We start from the raw sequence: 17844 nt of genomic DNA on the forward strand, positions 1-17844 counted from the left end.
CACTCAGAGCGGGTCGTGCAGGGCTTTGGACAGGGCCGCGATGTTGGCCGCGCTGGGCACCTGCGGTTTCATCTCGTCTTCGGCGGCGGTGGCGTTTTCGTGGGCCTGGATGGCGTTGACCATGTCGTACTGCGTCTCCCACACCAGGGTCTTGCCGGGTGGGCAGAGGTCGCGCACGGTGCCGAACCAGTAGTAGCCGTCGTTGCCGCCGAAAAGCTTGTCGATGCCACCGGCGTCACCGGTTTTCAGGCCATGGGCCGACAGGATCTGGGTGAGTTTGTGGTGGGAGACGGAATAGGGCATGGCGCGAGCAGTGTTCGTGTGGGCCGGCGAGTGTACCGAAACGCACACGCTCAGCCCAGAATGCGCTCGGCCAGTCCGACGTACAGCGGAATGCCCACCACGATGTTGAACGGGAAGGTAACGCCCAACGACAGGCCGAAGTACAGCGCAGGTTGCGCCTCGGGGATGGCGTGGCGCAACACGGCGGGCACGGCGATGTACGAAGCGCTGGCGGCCAGCACCATGAGCAGCGCTGCGTTGCCCGCGCCCACCCCGGCTGCCGCAGCCAGGCCCAGTGCCAGCGTTGCGTGGGCCAGCGGCGCCAGCACCGCGTAGGCCAGCAGCCAGAGCGGTTTTCCTTTGAGCTCGCCCAGATTGCGTGCGGCCAGCAGGCCCATGTCGAGCAGGAAGAAGGCCAGCATGCCCTTGAACAGGTCGGTAGAAAACGGCGCCATCACCGCCTCGCCGGCCTCGCCCGTCACCATGCCGATGACCATGGCGCCGAGCAGCAGCAACTGGGCGCCGTCGGTGAACGACTCGTGCAGGATCTTGCCCAGCCGCAGCGGGGCGCCAGTGCCCGCGCCCAGGGCGAGCGTGCCGCCACCGGCTGCGCCGACCGCCGCTGGCTGGCGCAGGCTGTTGGCGAACAGCACGGCCATGATGATCGCGGGCGATTCCATGAGCGCCATGGCCGCGGCCATGTGGCCGCCGAACGCGGTGCCCTGGTTCTCCAGGTATTGCACCGTGGCAATGAAGGTCACCGCGCTCACCGATCCGTAGGTGGCGGCGATCGCGGCGGCATCAAAACCGCCCAGGCGCCGCTTGAGCAGCTGGTAGCTGATGGCCGGCACAACGACCGCGAGCAGCACGGCCAGCCCCAGCGTGGTGGCCACCTCGGCGGTGAGTCCCGATGTCGCGAGCGAAAAGCCGCCCTTGAGGCCCAGGGCCATCAGCAGGTAGAGCGAGAGAAAGCGCGAAATCTGGGGCGGAATCTCCAGGTTGGATTTGACGGTGCCGGCGAGCACGCCGAAGACGAAGAAGAGGATGGCGGGATCGAGCAGGTTGGGCATGGCCGCGATCCTAGGTGCGTTCATCGATAATCAAAAATCAATTCTTTTGATGGATTTCATCGAGCAAAGACTATGAACTTCACGTTCAGACAATTGCGGCTCTTTCTGGCGCTGGCCGAACACAAGAGCATCACGGCGGCGGCGCGGGCCTGCCACGTCACGCAGCCCACGGTGTCCATGCAGCTCAAGGAGCTGGCCGATGCCGTGGGCCTGCCGCTGTACGAGCAGATCGGCAAACGGCTGTTTCTCACCGAGGCCGGCGAGGCCCTGGTGGAGACGGCGCGGCTGATGGAAGACGATTGGGCGGCGTTCGAACAGCGCATCGACGCCATGAAGGGCCTCACGCGCGGGCGCTTGCGGCTGGCGGTGGTGAGCACGGCCAAGTATTTCGTGCCGAGCCTGCTGGGCAGCTTTTGCGACGCGCACCCGGAGATCGACATCGCGCTGGAGCTGCTCAACCGCGACGCGGTGGTGGAGCGGCTTCGGCACAACCGCGACGACCTCTACATCATGTCCATGCCGCCTGAGGACATCGATCTGGAGAAGCACGCCTTTCTGCCCAACCCGCTGGTGGTGATCGCCGCCGCCTCGCACCGCTGGGCGCAACGGCGCCGGCTGGTGCTCGCGGACCTGGCGGCGGAACGCTTCATCATGCGCGAGCGGGGTTCGGGCACGCGTCTGGCGTGCGACGCGCATTTCGCCGCGCAGGGCTTCGTGCCCCGGGTGCGGCTGGAGCTGGGCAGCAACGAAGCCATCAAGGAAGCGGTGGCCGCCGGCATGGGCCTGGCGGTGGTGTCGCGCCATGCGCTGGCCACGCCGCTGGCCGACGCGCGCCTGGTCGAGCTGCCGGTGGCGGGTTTCCCGGTGCAGTCCAACTGGTGGACGCTCTACCCGCGCGGCAAGCGCCTGTCACCCGTGGCCGCGGTGTTTCTGGAGCACATCGAACGCAGCGCCCGCCGCGGCTACGACCAGCGCCTGCAAAAACGCCACTGACCCCCGCGTCTGACCCCGGCGACGCGCCTCAGGCCTGCAGCACGCTGGACAGGTCAAAGCTGCTGCGCTGGCCGACGTCTTGCCGGTTGGCCGCGAGCCAGCGCTCGGCCGCGTCCACGCCAAGCTCGTGCAATTGCGACAGAAAGGTCCACTGCGTGTTGGTCTTGCTCTCGGCCCCCAGGGGCGCGAGCGACTCGCCGCCGTCGATCATGTGCACGCGCAGGTCCTGCACCCGCTGGAACAGGGGCGGGCCGCCGGGTTGGCGTTCGGTGCCCACCAGTTGCTGCATGAGCGCCAGCGTGCGCATTTCCTTGAGCAGGCTGGCGTTGAAGGTCACTTCGTTGATGCGGTCCAGGATGTCGCCGGCCTTCTTCGGCACGGTCTCACGTTGCACTGGATTGATCTGCACCAGCAGCAGATCGTCGGCCGGGCTGTCGGTGATCAGCGGCAGCAGCGACGGGTTGCCCGCGTAGCCGCCGTCCCAGTAGGCCTCGCCATCGATCTCCACCGCCTGGAACAGCAGCGGCAGGCAGGCCGAGGCCATCACCATGTCGGCGGTGAGTTCGTGCTGGCCGAACACGCGCAGCTGCCCGGTGCGCACCTGGGTGGCGGCAATGAAGAGCTGGGTCTTGTGGCAGGCGCACACCCGCTTGAAATCCACCGTTTCCACGAGCACGTCGCGCAGCGGGTTGAGGTTGAGCGGGTTGAGCTGGTAGGGCGAGAGCTGACTGCCCAGCGCCGCGTTGAACTGTTTGTAGGGCGCCAGCCAGGGCGCCATGAGCGCCTGCACCGGCCCGAACGCCGCGCCCAGCGGGCCACTCTGCAGCGTGTGGAACGGCGAGATCTCGGCCACCCGCGTCCAGAACTGGCGCAGCACGCGCCGCGCGCCCTCGCGACCACCGTCCATGAGGCCGGCGGCCAGCGCCACCGCGTTCATGGCGCCGGCGCTGGTGCCGCTGATGGCCGCGATCTCCAGCCAGTCTTCCTGCAGCAGGCGGTCGAGCACGCCCCAGGTGAAGGCGCCGTGCGAGCCGCCGCCTTGCAGGGCGAGGTCGATCGGGAGTTTGCCGCTGGCGGTGCGGGGGGCGGACTTGCGTTTCGTGCGGGGTCGGGTGGTCATGGGTGGCATCCAAGGTCGGTCTTGTGCATTGCACCATGTTCCCGATGCCGCCCTGGCCGTCTGGGACAATTGCGCTTTGCCCTCTGGCCCATCCGCCCCGCATGTCCACCACCACCATCGAGCCCACCGCCGAAGAATCCCCCGCGCTGCCCACCGGTGCGCTGGCGCGCGAGGCGTTGGCGCTGGCGGCCTTCGACCATGTGGTGGCGCATGCCAGCGGTTACCGCGCCCGGCCCGGCCAGCGCGAGATGGCGGCGCACATCGCGCACACGCTCTCGGGGGTGACACCGGGCGACGATTCGGTGGCCAGCGACGCGGCCCTGCCCGCGCGCGGCATCGCGGTGGTGCAGGCCGGCACCGGCGTGGGCAAGTCGGCTGCTTATGCGTCCACCGTCATTCCGCTGGCGCTGGCGCAGCAGAAGCGCGTGATCATCTCCACCGCCACCGTGGCGCTGCAGGAACAGCTGATCGCCAAGGACCTGCCGGCCCTGGCAGCCACGCTGCCGCAGCCGTTCAGCTTTGCGCTGGCCAAAGGGCGCGGGCGTTATGTGTGCCGCCTGAAGCTCGACCAGCTCAGCGGCGGTGATGCGGCCAGCGCCGACCTGTTCGAGAGCGACGACGGCCCCACCGACACCAGCGCATCGGGTGTGGCAGCGCGCGCCGTGGCCTCGGCGTCCGCCGCGGCCCGCTGGCAGGAGCGTGGCGTGCAGTACACCGCCTGGGCCAACGCGCTGGACGGCGGCAGCTGGGACGGCGACCGCGACCGGCTCGACAACCCCCCCGAGGGCAGCCTGTGGGGCCCCGTGGCCGCCGAGCGCCACACCTGCACCGCGCGCCACTGCCCCAGCTACAACAGCTGCAGCTACTACCAGGCGCGCGCCAGGCTAGCACAAGCCCAGGTGATCGTGGTCAACCACGACCTGCTGCTCTCCACGCTGGGCCTGCACGCCTTGCCCGCGCCGCAAGACTGTTATGTGGTGTTCGACGAGGCGCACCACCTGGGCTCGGTGGCGCAAGGCCAGTTCACCGCCTCCATGGACCTCATGCGCAGCAACTGGCTCGACAAGCTGCCGCGCGCGGTGGACGAGGTGGCCGGCGCGCTGGACGCGCGGCCCACGTCGGACGTGGCGCAGCTCGCCAAGGATTTGAAGACCGCGCAGGGCGAACTCGCGCGCCTGGCCATGCAGCGCATCGGTGCACTGCCGGCGTGGCTCGACCTCACCGGGCGCGCGCCGGGCCGGACGCCCGCACGCGGCGGTTTCACCGACAACGCGCCGCCCATCGTCGACCGCTTCGACGGCGGCGCGCTGCCGCCCGACTGGACCGAGGTGGTGTCACAGATGCACGCCAACGCCAGTGCGCTGCTCAAGGTGTTTGAAGCCCTGGCCACGCAACTCAAGGCGAACGCGCGCGAGAACCCCGGCGACGCCGCGCGCTGCGCCAAGCTCTACAGCCGCCTGGGCGTGCTCGCGCCGCGCCTGCAGAGCGCGCAGGAAACCGCCACGTTGTGGATGCAGGCGCCCACCGACGGCCAGGCGCCGCTGGCCAAGTGGCTGGAGGCCGGCATCCACCACGGCCTCGTCACGCTCACCGCGCACGCCTGCCCGCTGCAACCGGGCAGCCTGCTGCGCAACCACTTGTGGAACAAGGTGCGCGCGGCGGTGGTCACCTCGGCCTCGCTGGTGACCTGCGGCAACTTCGACCATTTCCTGCACGAGTCGGGCCTGGCCTGGGACGATGCGGTGGCCACGCGCGAGGTGCAAAGTCCGTTCGATCATCAAAGCCAGGGCCGCCTGGTGGTGGTGCAGACCGTGGCCGACCCCAAGGACGTGGAGGGCTACACGCGCGAGATGCTCGCTTCGCTCATGGAAGATCTGCGTGAAGTGAAACGTGGCGCCCTGGTGTTGTTCACCTCCAGGGCGCAGATGCGCCAGGCGCAGGGCCTGCTGGAACGCGGCGAACACGGTGCGCTGCGCGACCGGGTGCTGGTGCAGGGCGAAGCCTCGCGCACCGTGCTGCTGCGCCGCCACGCCGAGCGCGTGGCCGACGGCGAGGCCTCCATCCTGTTTGGCTTGCAGTCCTTCGGCGAAGGGCTCGATCTGCCGGGTGAGTTGTGCGAGTGGGTGTTCATCACCAAGCTGCCGTTTGCTTCACCGAGCGACCCGGTGGGCCAGGCACGCGCCGACTGGCTCAAGAGCCAGGGCCGCGACCCGTTCAGCGAACTCGTGGTGCCCGCCACCGGCGCACGCCTGCTGCAGTGGACTGGTCGCGCCCTGCGCAGCGAGACCGATGAGGCCGTGGTGGTCTGCTACGACGCACGCCTGCTGCGCCAGAGCTACGGCCGCCGCATGCTGCAAGGCCTGCCGCCGTACCGCTTGCAGCGGCGTGTGGGTGGTGTGACCACCGACGTTTGAAGCCGGGCGTTCAAGGGGTGATGGCGCGCGCGCACTTGAACGGCACCGGGGACTCTCTCTTTTCACCATTGCCCGTGAAAAAACTCCGCCCGAAGACCGCGAGGTAGGCGACGCTGCCTCCATTGAGGTCGTTCTGCGTGGAGCTCCAGTAGACAAAATCGAAGATGCTGGTCAGCCCGGTGTCGTGCAGCCGCGAGCGGGCGTTGTCCGGCAACCGTGGCGCTGCCTGGGTGCCGCACAGGGTGCGCGTGACGCCGTTGTCGTAGCTCAGTTCACACAGCGCCGGCAAGTACCAGCCCGCGTAGCCGCCATGGCGGCTGTCCTCGCACGCGGCCGCGGCAAAGTCGCGGCTGTCTGTTGGGTACTGCGCCAGGATGCGGCGGGTGTTGCACTGCCCATCGATGGCGCCCTCGCAGCCGCCTTCGGCGACCGTCGAGTCGATGTAGATGCCGGGCACCGGGGTGGCGGTGGGGCTCCAGTGCATCGGAGCCGACTCGGCGGTGGCCAGGACCTTGCCGCCCACGCTTTCTGTGAGCGGCGGGGTGTCGTCCAGCGCAAACACATAGCCGCCCTGGTGCACGCTGCCGTGGCCAAGCACGGTAACGCGCACCTCGGCGGCGTTGCTGTTGGCGCCCGTCACCGTGACCGTTGCAGGGTCCGGTGCGAGATCACCCGGCGCCGCTGTCGGCACGGCCCCTGGCGTGACCAGCAGCAGGCAGGACGCACCCGGCATGAGCTGGGCGGGACAGGTTGACCGCATCCAGCTGCCCGTGGGCAGGCCGGTGGCGCTGGCCTGCAGTGCCTCGGTGGCGTTCGGCCCCTGGTTGGTCACCGAGATGAGGCGCGCGGTGCCCGATGCCGCCAACACCAGGGTGGGGGCCGTCGTGGTCAGCAGGGCCGACGGGACGGGCCCTCCACCACCGCAGGCGGCGAGCAGGCTGGCCGCCAAGGCGAGGGTGGCCAGGGCGATGAGACGACTCATGGAGTCATGGCGCGCGCGCACTTGATCGGCAGGGTGCCGAGCTGTTTGTGTGTCACCGCGTTGGGGTTGTCCAGCCCGAACACCATGTAGCGGGCATCGTTCACCGGGTCCTGCGACGACTGGGTGGAACTCCAGTAGCCCACAGCGAAGCCGCCGATGGGGCCTTGGTCGTACAGCCGTGAGGTGGCGTTGTCGGGCAGGCGCGGCGCGGCCTGCGTGCCGCACAGGGGAACGGGCGTGACCCCGGGGTCGTAGCCCAGTTCGCACACCGCCGGCAGGTACCAGTCATCGAAGCCGCCCTGGCGGCTGTCGGCGCACCGCGCTGCGGCAAAGTTGCGGTGGTCCGTCGGGTACTGCGCCAGGATGCGGGCCGTGTTGCAACGGCCATCGAGGGCGCCGTTGCAGCCGCCCTGGGCGGCCGTCGAGTCGTCGTTGACACCGGCGACGGCGGTGTTCGATGGACTCCAGACGGCGCCCTCCTCATCGCGCGTGGTCAGCACCTTGCCGCCGACGCTGCCCGTGACGGGGGTCCGGTCGTCCAGCCCGAAGACGTAACCACCCTGGTGCACGTTGCCGTGCGTGAGCACCGACACGGCCACGGTGAGGGCATTGGTGTTGTTGCCGCTCACGGCGAGCGGCACCGGCACGGGCGCGAGATCACCCGGTGTGGACGAGGGGAATGCGCCGGGCGTGACCAGCACCAGGCAGGACGCACCCGGCATGAGCTGGGTGGGGCAGGTCGACCGCATCCAGCTGCCCGTGGGGAGGCCCGTGGCGCTGGTCGTCAGTGCCTCGGCCTGTTCAGGGCCGAGGTTGGTCACGGTGACCATGCGGGCCGTGCCCGAAACGGCCAGTGCCATGGTCGGAGCGGAGACGCTCAACAGGGCCGGGGGACCGTCGTCTGTGCCGCCGCATGCGGTGAGCAGGCCGGTTGTCAACGCGACGATGGCCATGCCGATGGGGTGAGTCATGGGGTGTTCCTGCAAAGGAAAAGGGACGGCTTCACTCTATGCATCGGCGCTCGCGATACCATCCGCCCGGCACCCGATGGCGTGAGCGCCGTTGAACCTTTCCCCCACCCTCTCCATCCCACAGCCCATGATCTACGCCAGCCTCAAACTCATCCACGTCCTGTCCATCGTCCTGTGGATCGGGGGCATGTTCTTCGCACACGCCTTCCTGCGCCCTGCCGTGCAATCGCTGGAGCCGCCAGTGCGCATCCGCCTCATGCACGACGTGCTCAAACGCTTTTTCACCACCGTGCAGGTGGTGGTCTTGCTGGTGCTGTTCTCGGGGCTGTGGATGATCGGCCGCGTGGCCAAGGAAACCGTGCAGGCCGGACTGCCGTTCAACATGCCGCTGGGCTGGACCGTGATGGCCACGCTGGGCATCCTGATGATCGTGGTCTTCGGTCACATCCGCTTCGCGCTATTCAAGCGCCTCTCGCGCGCCGTGAGCGCCAGCGACTGGCCCGCCGGCGGCGCCGCGCTGGGCTCGATCCGCATCTGGGTTGGCGTCAACCTGATTCTGGGCGTGGCGACCATTGCCGCGACGCTGTTGCTGGGTTGAACAGCCTGTGGGCACAAAGCCCACGTTGACCAGTTGATTTAATGTAGCTACATTAAAATGCGGTTCGAGTTCGATCCTGCAAAAGACACATCCAACCTGGAGAAGCACGGCCTGTCGCTGTCGCTCGCATCGCGATTGGAATGGCAGGATGCTCTGGTCTGGGTCGACAGTCGGTTTGAGTACGGAGAGTGCCGCATGATCGCTTTGGCCCCGGATACCGGCATTCTGTATTTCGTGGCGTTTGTGGATCGAGGAACCGCGCGCAGGATCATCAGTTTGCGCAGAGCCAACCGACGTGAGGTGAAGCACTATGTCCAAAACGATCAATCCCAAAACAACGATCCCTGAGGCAGGCGCTGGCAAGCGGCCTGCGGTCCGCATGCCCAGCTTGGCAGAAGACAAGGCCATCACGGCGGCGGCGCGCGCTGACAAGGATGCCCAGCCACTGACCCCTGCCCAACTCAAGGCCATGGTTCCCATGAAGGCATTGCGTGGGCGCCCGAAGTCGGACAACAAGAAGCTGTTGGTATCTGTTCGTTACAGCCCCGAGGTCGTGGCGTATTTCAAGTCGACGGGTGATGGCTGGCAGTCCCGCATGGACGGGGTGTTGCAGCGGTATGTGCACCGGCATTCGAAACAGGCCTGAACGCAGTTCGAACAGCCCGGGTTTTCCCTGTAGGTAGCGAGCTACCACCCGCCCGCCGGCCGGGCGCGCAATACTGCTTTTCACACCCGCAAGCCCTGCGGGTGCGAGACCCAAAAAAAGCAGGAGACAACATGCGCGTCATAGCCATCCAGGGGGCCACCCCCGCCGTTGCCACGGCCAGCGCTTGCAACGAAGACGTGGGCGAAGTGCCCAAGATGAACCTGCCGCTGGCGCGGCGCGAATTCCTCAAGGGATCGGGTGTGCTCATGGGCACCCTGGTCACCGGCAGCTTGCTTGCCAGCCTCGCGCCCTCGCCGGTGTGGGCGGTCGAGCTCAAGGTGTTGAGCAAGGCCGAGGGTGAGACCCTCATGGCGATGGGGCGCGTGCTCTATCCGCACAAGAAGCTGCCCGATGCGGTGTACGCGTTGCTGGCCAAAGACCTTGATGCCAAAGCGGCAGGCGATGCCGGCGCGGCCAAGATGCTCAAGGACGGCATTGCCGCCCTGAACTCGGCGGCCAACGGCAACTTCAACAAAGGTGGATCGGCCAAGAAACTGCAGGTGGTCAAGGCCATGGAAGGCCAGTCTTTCTTTGGCGCGGTGCGCGGCCAGTGCGTGACCTCGCTCTACGACAACGACATGGCCTACGCCACCTTCGGCTACCCCGGCTCGGCCTGGGAGAAGGGCGGCTACATCACGCGCGGCTTCCAGGACCTGAAATGGTTGCCGGCGCCCACCGCGCAAGCCAGCCCTGCCGCCGATCTCTGACCCACGACCCCCGGGCATTTCCCCACGAGTTCAACAAGAGGCGACCGGGCCGCAGAGCACCGGGACGCTCCAGGAGACACACATGACAACGTTTGCACACAGCGACGACTCGGTCGTCGTCATCATCGGTTCGGGCGCGGGCGGCGGCACGCTGGCCAACGAACTCTGTCAAAAGGGCATCAAGGTCGTGGTGCTGGAGGCCGGCGCTGCGCAGAGCAACGCCAGCTTCATCAACGACGAGTGGAAGTCGTTCAGCCAGCTGGCCTGGCTGGACACGCGCACCACCTCGGGGAGCTGGCGCGTGGCCAAAGACTTCGCCGGCCTGCCGGCCTGGATCTGCAAGACCGTGGGCGGCACCACCACCCACTGGGCGGGCGCCTCGCTGCGCTTCCAGGAACACGAGTTCCGCACCAAGACCGTGTACGGCGAGATCAAGGGCGCCAACCTGCTCGATTGGCCCATCACGCTCAAGGACCTGGAGCCGTACTACGCCAAGGCCGAAGACAAGATGGGCGTGACGCGCACCAACGGCATTCCAGGCCTGCCGGGCAACAACAACTTCAAGGTGATGTACAACGGCGCCTCCAAGCTCGGCTACAAAGACGTGCACACCGGCAACATGGCCATCAACAGCCAGCCGCGCGATGGTCGCGGCCGCTGCCTGCAGTTGGGCTTCTGTTTCCAGGGCTGCAAGAGCGGCGCCAAGTGGAGCACGCTCTACACCGAGCTGCCCAAGGCCGACGCCACCGGCAACTTCGAGCTGCGCACCGAAGCGCACGTGACCCGCATCGAGCACAACCCCGCAGGCAAGGTGACCGGCGTCGTGTACTTCGACAAGGACAAGAAGGAGCAGCGCCAGAAGGCCCGCATCGTCTGCGTGGCGGGCAACTCCATCGAGACGCCGCGCCTGCTGCTGCTCTCGGCGTCCAGCCTGTTCAAGGACGGCCTGGCCAACAGCTCGGGCCAGGTGGGCCGCAACTACATGCGCCACATGACGGGCTCGGTCTACGCCGCCTTCAAGGAGCCGGTGCACATGTACCGCGGCACCACCATGGCCGGCATCGTGCGCGACGAGGCCAAACACGACACCAAGCGCGGTTTTGCCGGCGGGTATGAGCTCGAGACCTTGTCGCTGGGCGTGCCTTTCATGGCGGCCTTCCTGAACCCGGGCGGTTGGGGCGCCGACTTCGCCTGGTGGATGGAGCGCTACACCCAGCTTGCCGGCATGTGGCTGGTGGGCGAGGACATGCCGCGCGAGACCAACCGCGTCACGCTCAACGACAAGGTCAAGGACCAGTGGGGCAACTACGTGCCCAACGTGCACTTCGACGACCACGACAACGACATCGCCATGCGCAACCACGCGTTCACGCAGGGCGAGCGCATCTACCAGGCGGCCGGCGCCATCAAAACCTTCCGCACGCCGCCTTACCCGAGCACACACAACATGGGCACCTGCCGCATGAGCGCGCGCAAGCAGGACGGTGTGTGCAATGCCTGGGGCCAGACGCACGACATCCCCAACCTGTTCATCAGCGACGGCAGCCAGTTCACCACCGGCGGCGCGGAAAACCCCACGCTCACCATTGTTACGTTGGCGATCCGCCAGGCAGACTACATTGCGCAGCAGATGACGGCGAGAGCAATATAAAGGGCCCCCACGCTCCCCCGCTGCGCGAGGTCCGCTGCCCCCCGAGGGCGCTGATCCGTCTTGGGGCGGCCCGGCGCCGGATCGGGCCCCCACGCAGCGTCGCTTTCCGGATTGTTTTCCGCTCCCTCACACCGCAGGAGACCCACCATGTGCGAATTTTTCGTCAAGGCCGACCCGATCCAGTACGAGCAGCGCTCGCGCACGGTGCGTGTGCACGGTGTGCTCACCAGCATCCGGCTGGAGAACATGGTGTGGGACCTGCTGGCCGAGATGGCCGAAGACGAGGGCTGCACCACCAACGCGTTGATCGCGCAGTTCCATGATGAAATCCTCGCCCACCGGGGCGAGGTGCCCAACTTCGCGTCCTTCCTGCGCGTGACCTGCATGCGCTACATGCGTCGACGCATGATGGCGCTGGAGAAGCAGCAGAGCGACGCGGGCTTGCGCGCGCAGCCCCTGCAGGTGGCCGCCGCCGAGGCCCTCTCCACGCCGCTGCAAGGCAACGGCACCGATGGGCGCGGAACCGTGCGCCCGAGCTTCTCGCCGGTGGTCTCGCCGATCCGCGCCCGTTGAAACTTTTTGTTTTTTCCAAGGACCCTTGATGAGCTTCACCACCGAGCACCAACCCGGCGTCTGCGCCCAGCCCAGCGACGCTTCGCGTGGTTTCGTGTTCAACCACAGCATGCTGCGCGTGAAAGACCCGGCCGTGGCGCTGGACTTCTACACCCGCGTCATGGGCATGCGCCTGCTGCGCAAGCTCGACTTTCCCGAGATGTCCTTCTCGCTGTATTTCCTGGCGCGGCCCGAAGACGGCGCCGCACCCGACGACGTGGGGGCTCGCACCAGCTGGACCTTCAGCCAGCGCGGCGTGCTCGAACTCACGCACAACTGGGGCACCGAGACCCAGGCCGATTTCAAGTACCACGACGGCAACGCCCAGCCACAGGGTTTTGGCCACATCTGTTTTTCGGTGCCCGACCTGGCCGCGGCCGTGGCGTGGTTCGACGAGAACCAGGTGCCCTACGTGAAGCGGCCCGACCAGGGCAAGATGAAAAACGTGGCCTTCATCAAGGACCCGGACGGCTACTGGATCGAGATCGTGCAGCCGGACCTGCTGGCCCAGCTGGGCTCCTGATCAGACCCCGGGCGCGGGAACGCGCTCGCCCCACATGCGCCGCCACAACCAGCCGAGCGATGCGCCGATGTCGGGCCGCCGGCCTTCGAGCGTGGGACGGTGCCCGCCGTTGGCGCGCGCCGCTTCGGTGCCCAGGTTGAAGTGGAAGGTGTAGCTCGGTTCCTGACCCATGCGCAGGTCGGTCACGAACAGCCGCCCGCCGGTTTCCGACACGCTGTAGAAGCCGTGGGTGAACGCCGCCATGCGCGCCACCGAGGGCTCGTCGGCGTGGCGCTCCAGCAGGCCGGCGCCGCGCTCGTGGCGTGTCCAGGTGATCGGCCGGTCGTCATCGAACAGCGAGTAGTGGCCTTCCAGGTAGTGCGTGGGCGTGGTGGCCACCAGGCGCCACAGCACGGTGTTGAACGGCGAAGGTGTCACCAGCAGGCCCGAGGTGGCCATGCCCTCTTGTTCCAGCGACGCGCGCGCCACCTGCGTGGCGTGCTGCTGGGCCCCCACGCCCCAGGCGAGGTAGAGCGTGCTGAGCACCAGACCCGCCAGGTTCCAGTTCAAACCTCGCGGGTTTTTCAGCCGCAGCGCAGCGACCACACCCACGATCAGCGGCAGGGTGTAGAGCGGATCGATGATGAAGATGCTGCCCACGCCGAAGGGGTGGTCGGTGAAGGGCTGCAGCAGCTGCGTGCCATAGACCGTCATGGTGTCGAGCAGCGGGTGCGTGATGAGCACCAGCCACAGGGCCAGCCACCAGCGTTTGAACAGTGCAGCTTCGCCGTGGATGCGCGAGACGATCCACGCCATCACTGGCGCGGCCAGCGTGAGGATGAACAGCGCGTGGGTCTCGGCGCGGTGGCGCGTCATGTTGAGGATGGCGTCGCCGTGGTCGACGAAGGCGTCCAAGTCGGGCAGGGTGCCGCCGATGGCGCCCCACAGCGCGGCTTTCCACACCGCCGTGCGCCGGCCCATCACGGCCACGCCGACGGCGGAGCCCAGGGCAATTTGAGAGAGTGAATCCATGGGCGCGAGCTTAAGCGTGCAGCCAGAACCCCCGGATGCCTCCGGTCTTTCCAGGCCTGAATCTAGGCTTGAACAACGATGGGGAAACTGGCCTTGATGCCGTCGTTGCCCGCGGTGAATGGCACCGTGAGCGCGGCTCGACTCCCTTCATCGAGCCGGCGCCACAGGAAGTCGCGCTCGTTGCCCGGATCGCCCGCCACGTAGAGCTGCGTGGTCAGCAACTCCATGCGGTCCAGCCGCACCTTCACATGGATGTGCGGCGTGCGCCCGCTGTACTGCACCGGTCGGATGGTGCGGAAGCGGTAGCGCCCGTCGCGCCCCACGGTCACCTTGCCGAAACCCTGGAACGCCGGGTCGGCGCGGCCGCCGTCGCCGGGGTGGTGGTAGTGGCCCGCGTGGTCGCACTGCCAGATCTCGACCACCGCGCCCGACACCGGCACACCGGCCAGATCGACCACCGTGCCTTCGACCCAGGCCGGCTGGCCCTTCCCGTAGTTCACCTGGCCGTTCTTGAGCAGGTCGGCGTCGCTGTCGGCGGGCAGCGCCACGGGGTAGAACGGGCCTTCGGTCTGGCTGGGGGTGGGGCGCAGGTTCCTGGTCTGCGCCAGGGCAGAGGTCAACCAGGCGGGGGCCGCGAGGGCGGCGGCGCTGGCGATCAACAGGTGGCGGCGGTTGGATGGCTGTTTCATGGCGGCGGTCCGGCAGGCGTTTGCAGGTCCAGCGCGACGAAACGCGTTTCATGGTCGCCGGGATCGCTGGGGTTGGTCGTTTCTTGGAAGCCCAGGGCCCGTGCAAGTTCCAGCATGCCGCGGTTGATGCGCAGCACCGTGCCAAAGATGCGCTGCGTGCCTCGCGCGCGCAGGTGCTCGATGATCTTGCTCATGAGCTTGTGGCCCAGGCCGCTGCCCTTGAGATCGGAGCGCACGATCACGCCGAACTCGGCGCCGATGTTGTCGGGATCGATCGCCACCCGCACCGCGCCCAGGGTTTCTTCCACACCGTCGGGCCCCGGGCGGGTGGCGATGAAGGCCATCTCGCGCGCGTAGTCGATCTGCGTGAGCCGGGCCAGCTCGCTGTGTTCGATGTGGCGGCGGCTGTAGAACACGCGCAGTCGGATGTCTTCCGGGTCGAGCTGCTCCAGAAAGCGGCGGTGCTGCGCCTCGTCTTCGGGGCGGATCGGGCGCAGCGTGATGGCATTGCCTTGCCATTCCCAGGTTTCCACCAGCGCCTGCGGGTAGGGCTGGATGGCGAAGTTCGCCGCCCCTGCGGGTCGCTTCGATGAAACCCGCACGCGCGCGTCCAGCGCCACCGCGCCTTCGTGGTTGGCCAGCAGGGGGTTGATGTCGAGCTCGGCGAGTTCGGGCACGTCGGCCAGCAGCTGCGACACGCTCACCAGCACCTGCGCGATGGCGTCCAGGTCGGCGGCGGGTTCGTCGCGGTAGCCGCGCAGCAGCTTCGCCACGCGGGTGCGCGCGATCTGCGCGAGTGCCAGGGTGGTGTTCAGCGGTGGCAGCGCCAGCGCGGTGTCGGCCAGCACCTCCACCGCCACACCGCCCTGGCCGAACAGGAGGGTCGGGCCGAACACCGGGTCCACGCTGGCGCCCACGATGAGTTCGTGCGCGTGCTTCTTGCGCACCATGGTCTGCACGGTGAAGCCTTCCACCTGGGCGTCCGGCCGCTGTTCGCGCACGCGCGCCAGCATGGTCGCGCAGGCCTCGCCCACCTCGGCCGCGCTGCCCAGGTTCAGCCGCACGCCGCCCACGTCGGACTTGTGCGAGATGTCGAACGACAGGATCTTGAGCGCCACCGGATAGCCCAGTGCATCGGCGGCTGATTGCGCTTCTTGCGCACGGGGTCCCACGACGCGTGTGGCCACGACCGGCAGGCCGGCGGCTTTCAGCAGGTCTTTGGCCTCGGGCTCGGTGAGCAATTCGCGCCCGCTGGTGAGCACGCCGTTCACGATGGCGCGGATGCGCGGCAGGTCCACCGCATGCACCGCGCTCCGTGCCGGCGGCGTCTGCAGCAATTCGGTCTGGTGCTCGCGGTAGGTGCGCAGCAGCGAGAAGGCGCGCACCGCGTCTTCGGGCGTGTTGAAGTCGGGCACGCCCGCACCGCGAAACAGCGCACGGGCCTGCGCCACCGCAGCGTCGCCGAGCCAGCAGCCCAACACGCGCTTCGGGCTCGCGCTGGCCAGCGGGAGCAAGGCTTGCGCAATCTCGAGGCTGGGCACGATCGCGGTGGGCGCGTGGATGAACAGCACCGCGCTCTCGGTGTCGTGTGCCAGCGCTTCCAGCGCCTGCACATAGCGCGTGGCCGGTGCGTCACCAATGATGTCCACCGGGTTGGCGTGCGACCAGTTGGCGGGCAGCACCGCGTCGAGCCGGTCTTTCAGTTCGTCGCTCAGTGCGGTCAGGGGAACGCCTTCGGTGGCGGCGGCGTCGGCCGCCATCACGCCTGCGCCGCCGCCGTTGGTGAGCACGATCAGCTGGTCGGCACGGTTGCCGTTGAAGCGCGAGAGCGTCTCGGCCGCGAGAAACAGGTCTTGCAAGCTGCCCACGCGCAGCATGCCGGCGCGCGCGATCGCTGCGTCGAACACCGCGTCCGACCCGGCCAGCGCACCGGTGTGCGAGGCGGCAGCCTGCTGCCCGGCGGCCGAGCGCCCGGCCTTGACCACGATCACCGGTTTGTTGCGCGCGGCGGCGCGCGCGGCCGACATGAACTTGCGCGGCTCTTCGATGCTCTCGATGTAGAGCAGGATGGCGCGTGTTCTTGAATCGCTGCCGAGAAAGTCGAGCATGTCGCCGAAGTCCACATCGGCGCGCTCGCCGAGCGAGACGAAATGCGAGAAGCCGATGCCGCGCGAGCCGGCCCAGTCGAGCATGGCGGTGACCAGTGCGCCCGACTGGGACACGAAGGCGAGCTCACCCGGCAGCGCGCCGGTGTGCGCGAAACTGGCGTTGAGTCCGAGATGTGGCACCAGCATGCCGATGCAGTTGGGCCCGAGGATGCGCAGGGTGTGCACACGCGCGGCCTCGAGCATGGCCTGCTTGTGTGCGGCGCTCAGCCCGGCGGTGAGCACGATGGCCGCGCGGGTGCCGCGCGCGCCGAGTTCGGTGATCAGCTGTACGACGCTGGCCGCCGGCGTGCACAACACCGCCAGCTCGGGTGCCGCAGGCAACTCCGCCACCGAGGCCCAGACCTTCACGCCACCGAGTTCGGCGTGTTTGGGGTTGACCGCGTAGAGCTGGCCCTTGAAGTTGCCGTTGTTCAGGTTGCGCCACACGGTGCCGCCCACGCTGGAGGGCCGCATCGAGGCCCCGATCACCGCCACGGAGGCGGGCGAGAAGAGGGCGTCGAGGTGGCGGATGCTCATGGCATGGGGCGGTTGAGTTCGGTGGGTTGAACGGGGTCGGTCGAAGCGCCGCTGGTGCGGTTCGCCGCCATCCAGGCCAGCAACGAAGAGCGCATGGCCTCCTCCACCGACATGTCGATGGGCGTGATCCAGCTGCGCGGCACAAACACGGTGTAGCCGCCGATCATGTAACCCATGGGCAGGTACACGGCCACCTGGTCCAGCTCGGCCAGCGCGGAGGGCAGACCCTGCATGTTCTGGCGCGTGACCAGGCCGACGATGGACAGGTCGTTGCCCGGCATGCGCAACACCACCACGGCCTGCTGCTGCGCTTCCTTGTGGGGCGAAAAATAGTCCGCAAAACTCTTGAGCGAGGAGTAGATGCTCTTGACCACCGGCAGGTTGGTGAAGGGCAGTTCGATCCACGAGAGCCAGCGCGCCACATTGGGCTGCGAGATCAGGAAACCCAGCCCGAGGATGAGGCCCGCGCCCAGCACGATGCCCAGGCCGGGCAGGTAGAAGTCGCCGATGAAGGGCCGGACCAGCCAGATGGCGATCGACTCGATCCAGGCCACGGTGAGGTAGAGCACGTAGACCGTGAGGGCGAGCGGCAGGAAGGTGATGAGGCCGCGGAAAAAGTACTGGGTGATCGGTTTCATGGGGGGCCTTGGAGGGTCCTCGCGCGGTCTGTTCACGCGAGCAAGGGGCAGCATAGCAGTCAGTCTCACCGGGCAGTGTGACGACCGTCGGTGCGCCCGCCCACCTTGCATCCGGGGACAATGGCCCCACGTGTGCAACGTTTGGCCCGACAACCGGTGGGGGCTGGATCGGTGCACAGCCTGCCCGCGGAAC

Annotated in this window: 18 protein-coding genes; 9 read left to right on the plus strand and 9 right to left on the minus strand. The window is 67.8% G+C overall.

Features of this window, described 5'->3' with window-relative positions; translation table 11 throughout:
• Positions 1 to 3: 3 nt before the first annotated feature.
• Together BSY239_RS00245 and BSY239_RS00250 are read right to left on the minus strand one after the other, a co-directional pair.
• Positions 4 to 303 (minus strand): hypothetical protein, encoded by a 300-nt coding sequence (locus tag BSY239_RS00245; protein ID WP_069045069.1) that lies wholly within the window; start codon positions 301 to 303, stop codon positions 4 to 6.
• A 50-nt stretch (positions 304 to 353) separates the two neighbouring features.
• Entirely contained in the window at positions 354 to 1352 is a 999-nt protein-coding gene (locus BSY239_RS00250; protein WP_069045070.1) for a sodium-dependent bicarbonate transport family permease, read from the minus strand.
• Between the two features lie 72 nt (positions 1353 to 1424).
• On the opposite strand from BSY239_RS00250, the gene BSY239_RS00255 reads away from it, so the two are divergent.
• Complete coding sequence (locus BSY239_RS00255; RefSeq protein WP_069045071.1) at positions 1425 to 2345, plus strand: LysR family transcriptional regulator; 921 nt, start codon at positions 1425 to 1427, stop codon at positions 2343 to 2345.
• Positions 2346 to 2373: 28 nt separating this feature from the next.
• Here BSY239_RS00255 and BSY239_RS00260 read toward each other — a convergent pair whose 3' ends face one another.
• A complete protein-coding gene (locus BSY239_RS00260; RefSeq protein WP_156775382.1) occupies positions 2374 to 3465 on the minus strand; it encodes a patatin-like phospholipase family protein in 1092 nt (363 codons plus the stop codon).
• Between the two features lie 101 nt (positions 3466 to 3566).
• On the opposite strand from BSY239_RS00260, the gene dinG reads away from it, so the two are divergent.
• Positions 3567 to 5879, plus strand: a complete 2313-nt coding sequence (gene dinG, locus BSY239_RS00265) for an ATP-dependent DNA helicase DinG (protein ID WP_172823049.1) — start codon at positions 3567 to 3569, stop codon at positions 5877 to 5879.
• A gap of 10 nt (positions 5880 to 5889) precedes the next feature.
• On the opposite strand, the gene BSY239_RS00270 is transcribed toward dinG, so the two are convergent.
• The gene (locus tag BSY239_RS00270) at positions 5890 to 6861 is read right to left on the minus strand and encodes a hypothetical protein (protein ID WP_069045073.1); all 972 of its coding nucleotides are present in this window, start codon (positions 6859 to 6861) and stop codon (positions 5890 to 5892) included.
• Entirely contained in the window at positions 6858 to 7832 is a 975-nt protein-coding gene (locus tag BSY239_RS00275; RefSeq protein WP_069045074.1) for a hypothetical protein, read from the minus strand. The genes BSY239_RS00270 and BSY239_RS00275 overlap by 4 nt, the downstream gene beginning before the upstream one ends.
• A gap of 127 nt (positions 7833 to 7959) precedes the next feature.
• On the opposite strand from BSY239_RS00275, the gene BSY239_RS00280 reads away from it, so the two are divergent.
• From BSY239_RS00280 to gloA, 7 genes are all read left to right on the plus strand, one after another.
• Entirely contained in the window at positions 7960 to 8430 is a 471-nt protein-coding gene (locus tag BSY239_RS00280) for a CopD family protein (protein WP_069045075.1), read from the plus strand.
• Between the two features lie 57 nt (positions 8431 to 8487).
• Complete coding sequence (locus BSY239_RS00285) at positions 8488 to 8778, plus strand: BrnT family toxin (protein WP_069045076.1); 291 nt, start codon at positions 8488 to 8490, stop codon at positions 8776 to 8778.
• Positions 8741 to 9076 carry a BrnA antitoxin family protein gene (locus tag BSY239_RS00290; protein WP_083239722.1) on the plus strand — a complete coding sequence of 112 codons (336 nt, stop codon included), beginning with the start codon at positions 8741 to 8743 and terminating at the stop codon, positions 9074 to 9076. The genes BSY239_RS00285 and BSY239_RS00290 overlap by 38 nt, the downstream gene beginning before the upstream one ends.
• Positions 9077 to 9207: 131 nt before the next feature.
• Complete coding sequence (locus BSY239_RS00295) at positions 9208 to 9843, plus strand: twin-arginine translocation signal domain-containing protein (RefSeq protein ID WP_083239723.1); 636 nt, start codon at positions 9208 to 9210, stop codon at positions 9841 to 9843.
• Positions 9844 to 9925: 82 nt separating this feature from the next.
• Positions 9926 to 11494: a GMC family oxidoreductase gene (locus tag BSY239_RS00300; RefSeq protein ID WP_069045078.1), complete on the plus strand. Its 1569-nt coding sequence runs from the start codon at positions 9926 to 9928 to the stop codon at positions 11492 to 11494.
• Between the two features lie 147 nt (positions 11495 to 11641).
• Positions 11642 to 12067, plus strand: coding sequence for a ribbon-helix-helix domain-containing protein (locus BSY239_RS00305; protein WP_083239724.1), 426 nt, complete (start codon positions 11642 to 11644; stop codon positions 12065 to 12067).
• Between the two features lie 28 nt (positions 12068 to 12095).
• Positions 12096 to 12629, plus strand: a complete 534-nt coding sequence (gene gloA, locus BSY239_RS00310) for a lactoylglutathione lyase (RefSeq protein WP_069045079.1) — start codon at positions 12096 to 12098, stop codon at positions 12627 to 12629.
• Here gloA and BSY239_RS00315 read toward each other — a convergent pair whose 3' ends face one another.
• The 4 genes from BSY239_RS00315 to BSY239_RS00330 form a co-directional block, all read right to left on the minus strand.
• Entirely contained in the window at positions 12630 to 13640 is a 1011-nt protein-coding gene (locus BSY239_RS00315; RefSeq protein ID WP_069045080.1) for a metal-dependent hydrolase, read from the minus strand.
• Positions 13641 to 13702: 62 nt separating this feature from the next.
• Positions 13703 to 14329, minus strand: a complete 627-nt coding sequence (locus tag BSY239_RS00320) for a dioxygenase family protein (protein WP_083239725.1) — start codon at positions 14327 to 14329, stop codon at positions 13703 to 13705.
• A complete protein-coding gene (locus tag BSY239_RS00325; protein WP_069045081.1) occupies positions 14326 to 17013 on the minus strand; it encodes a bifunctional acetate--CoA ligase family protein/GNAT family N-acetyltransferase in 2688 nt (895 codons plus the stop codon). Before BSY239_RS00325 ends, BSY239_RS00320 begins: the two co-directional genes overlap by 4 nt.
• Positions 17010 to 17651, minus strand: coding sequence for a DUF502 domain-containing protein (locus BSY239_RS00330; RefSeq protein ID WP_069045082.1), 642 nt, complete (start codon positions 17649 to 17651; stop codon positions 17010 to 17012). Before BSY239_RS00330 ends, BSY239_RS00325 begins: the two co-directional genes overlap by 4 nt.
• Positions 17652 to 17844 lie beyond the last annotated feature (193 nt).

The organism is Hydrogenophaga sp. RAC07, assembly GCF_001713375.1.
In the GTDB taxonomy this organism is placed as follows: Bacteria; Pseudomonadota; Gammaproteobacteria; order Burkholderiales; family Burkholderiaceae_C; genus Hydrogenophaga.

Excerpts from the sequence above, each read along its gene's own strand:
- BSY239_RS00245 (WP_069045069.1), bottom strand. The coding sequence starts at position 303 with ATGCCCTATTCCGTCTCCCACCACAAACTCACCCAGATCCTGTCGGCC.
- BSY239_RS00250 (WP_069045070.1), bottom strand. The coding sequence starts at position 1,352 with ATGCCCAACCTGCTCGATCCCGCCATCCTCTTCTTCGTCTTCGGCGTG.
- BSY239_RS00255 (WP_069045071.1), top strand. The coding sequence starts at position 1,425 with ATGAACTTCACGTTCAGACAATTGCGGCTCTTTCTGGCGCTGGCCGAA.
- BSY239_RS00260 (WP_156775382.1), bottom strand. The coding sequence starts at position 3,465 with ATGACCACCCGACCCCGCACGAAACGCAAGTCCGCCCCCCGCACCGCC.
- dinG (WP_172823049.1), top strand. The coding sequence starts at position 3,567 with ATGTCCACCACCACCATCGAGCCCACCGCCGAAGAATCCCCCGCGCTG.
- BSY239_RS00270 (WP_069045073.1), bottom strand. The coding sequence starts at position 6,861 with ATGAGTCGTCTCATCGCCCTGGCCACCCTCGCCTTGGCGGCCAGCCTG.
- BSY239_RS00275 (WP_069045074.1), bottom strand. The coding sequence starts at position 7,832 with ATGACTCACCCCATCGGCATGGCCATCGTCGCGTTGACAACCGGCCTG.
- BSY239_RS00280 (WP_069045075.1), top strand. The coding sequence starts at position 7,960 with ATGATCTACGCCAGCCTCAAACTCATCCACGTCCTGTCCATCGTCCTG.
- BSY239_RS00285 (WP_069045076.1), top strand. The coding sequence starts at position 8,488 with ATGCGGTTCGAGTTCGATCCTGCAAAAGACACATCCAACCTGGAGAAG.
- BSY239_RS00290 (WP_083239722.1), top strand. The coding sequence starts at position 8,741 with ATGTCCAAAACGATCAATCCCAAAACAACGATCCCTGAGGCAGGCGCT.
- BSY239_RS00295 (WP_083239723.1), top strand. The coding sequence starts at position 9,208 with ATGCGCGTCATAGCCATCCAGGGGGCCACCCCCGCCGTTGCCACGGCC.
- BSY239_RS00300 (WP_069045078.1), top strand. The coding sequence starts at position 9,926 with ATGACAACGTTTGCACACAGCGACGACTCGGTCGTCGTCATCATCGGT.
- BSY239_RS00305 (WP_083239724.1), top strand. The coding sequence starts at position 11,642 with ATGTGCGAATTTTTCGTCAAGGCCGACCCGATCCAGTACGAGCAGCGC.
- gloA (WP_069045079.1), top strand. The coding sequence starts at position 12,096 with ATGAGCTTCACCACCGAGCACCAACCCGGCGTCTGCGCCCAGCCCAGC.
- BSY239_RS00315 (WP_069045080.1), bottom strand. The coding sequence starts at position 13,640 with ATGGATTCACTCTCTCAAATTGCCCTGGGCTCCGCCGTCGGCGTGGCC.
- BSY239_RS00320 (WP_083239725.1), bottom strand. The coding sequence starts at position 14,329 with ATGAAACAGCCATCCAACCGCCGCCACCTGTTGATCGCCAGCGCCGCC.
- BSY239_RS00325 (WP_069045081.1), bottom strand. The coding sequence starts at position 17,013 with ATGAGCATCCGCCACCTCGACGCCCTCTTCTCGCCCGCCTCCGTGGCG.
- BSY239_RS00330 (WP_069045082.1), bottom strand. The coding sequence starts at position 17,651 with ATGAAACCGATCACCCAGTACTTTTTCCGCGGCCTCATCACCTTCCTG.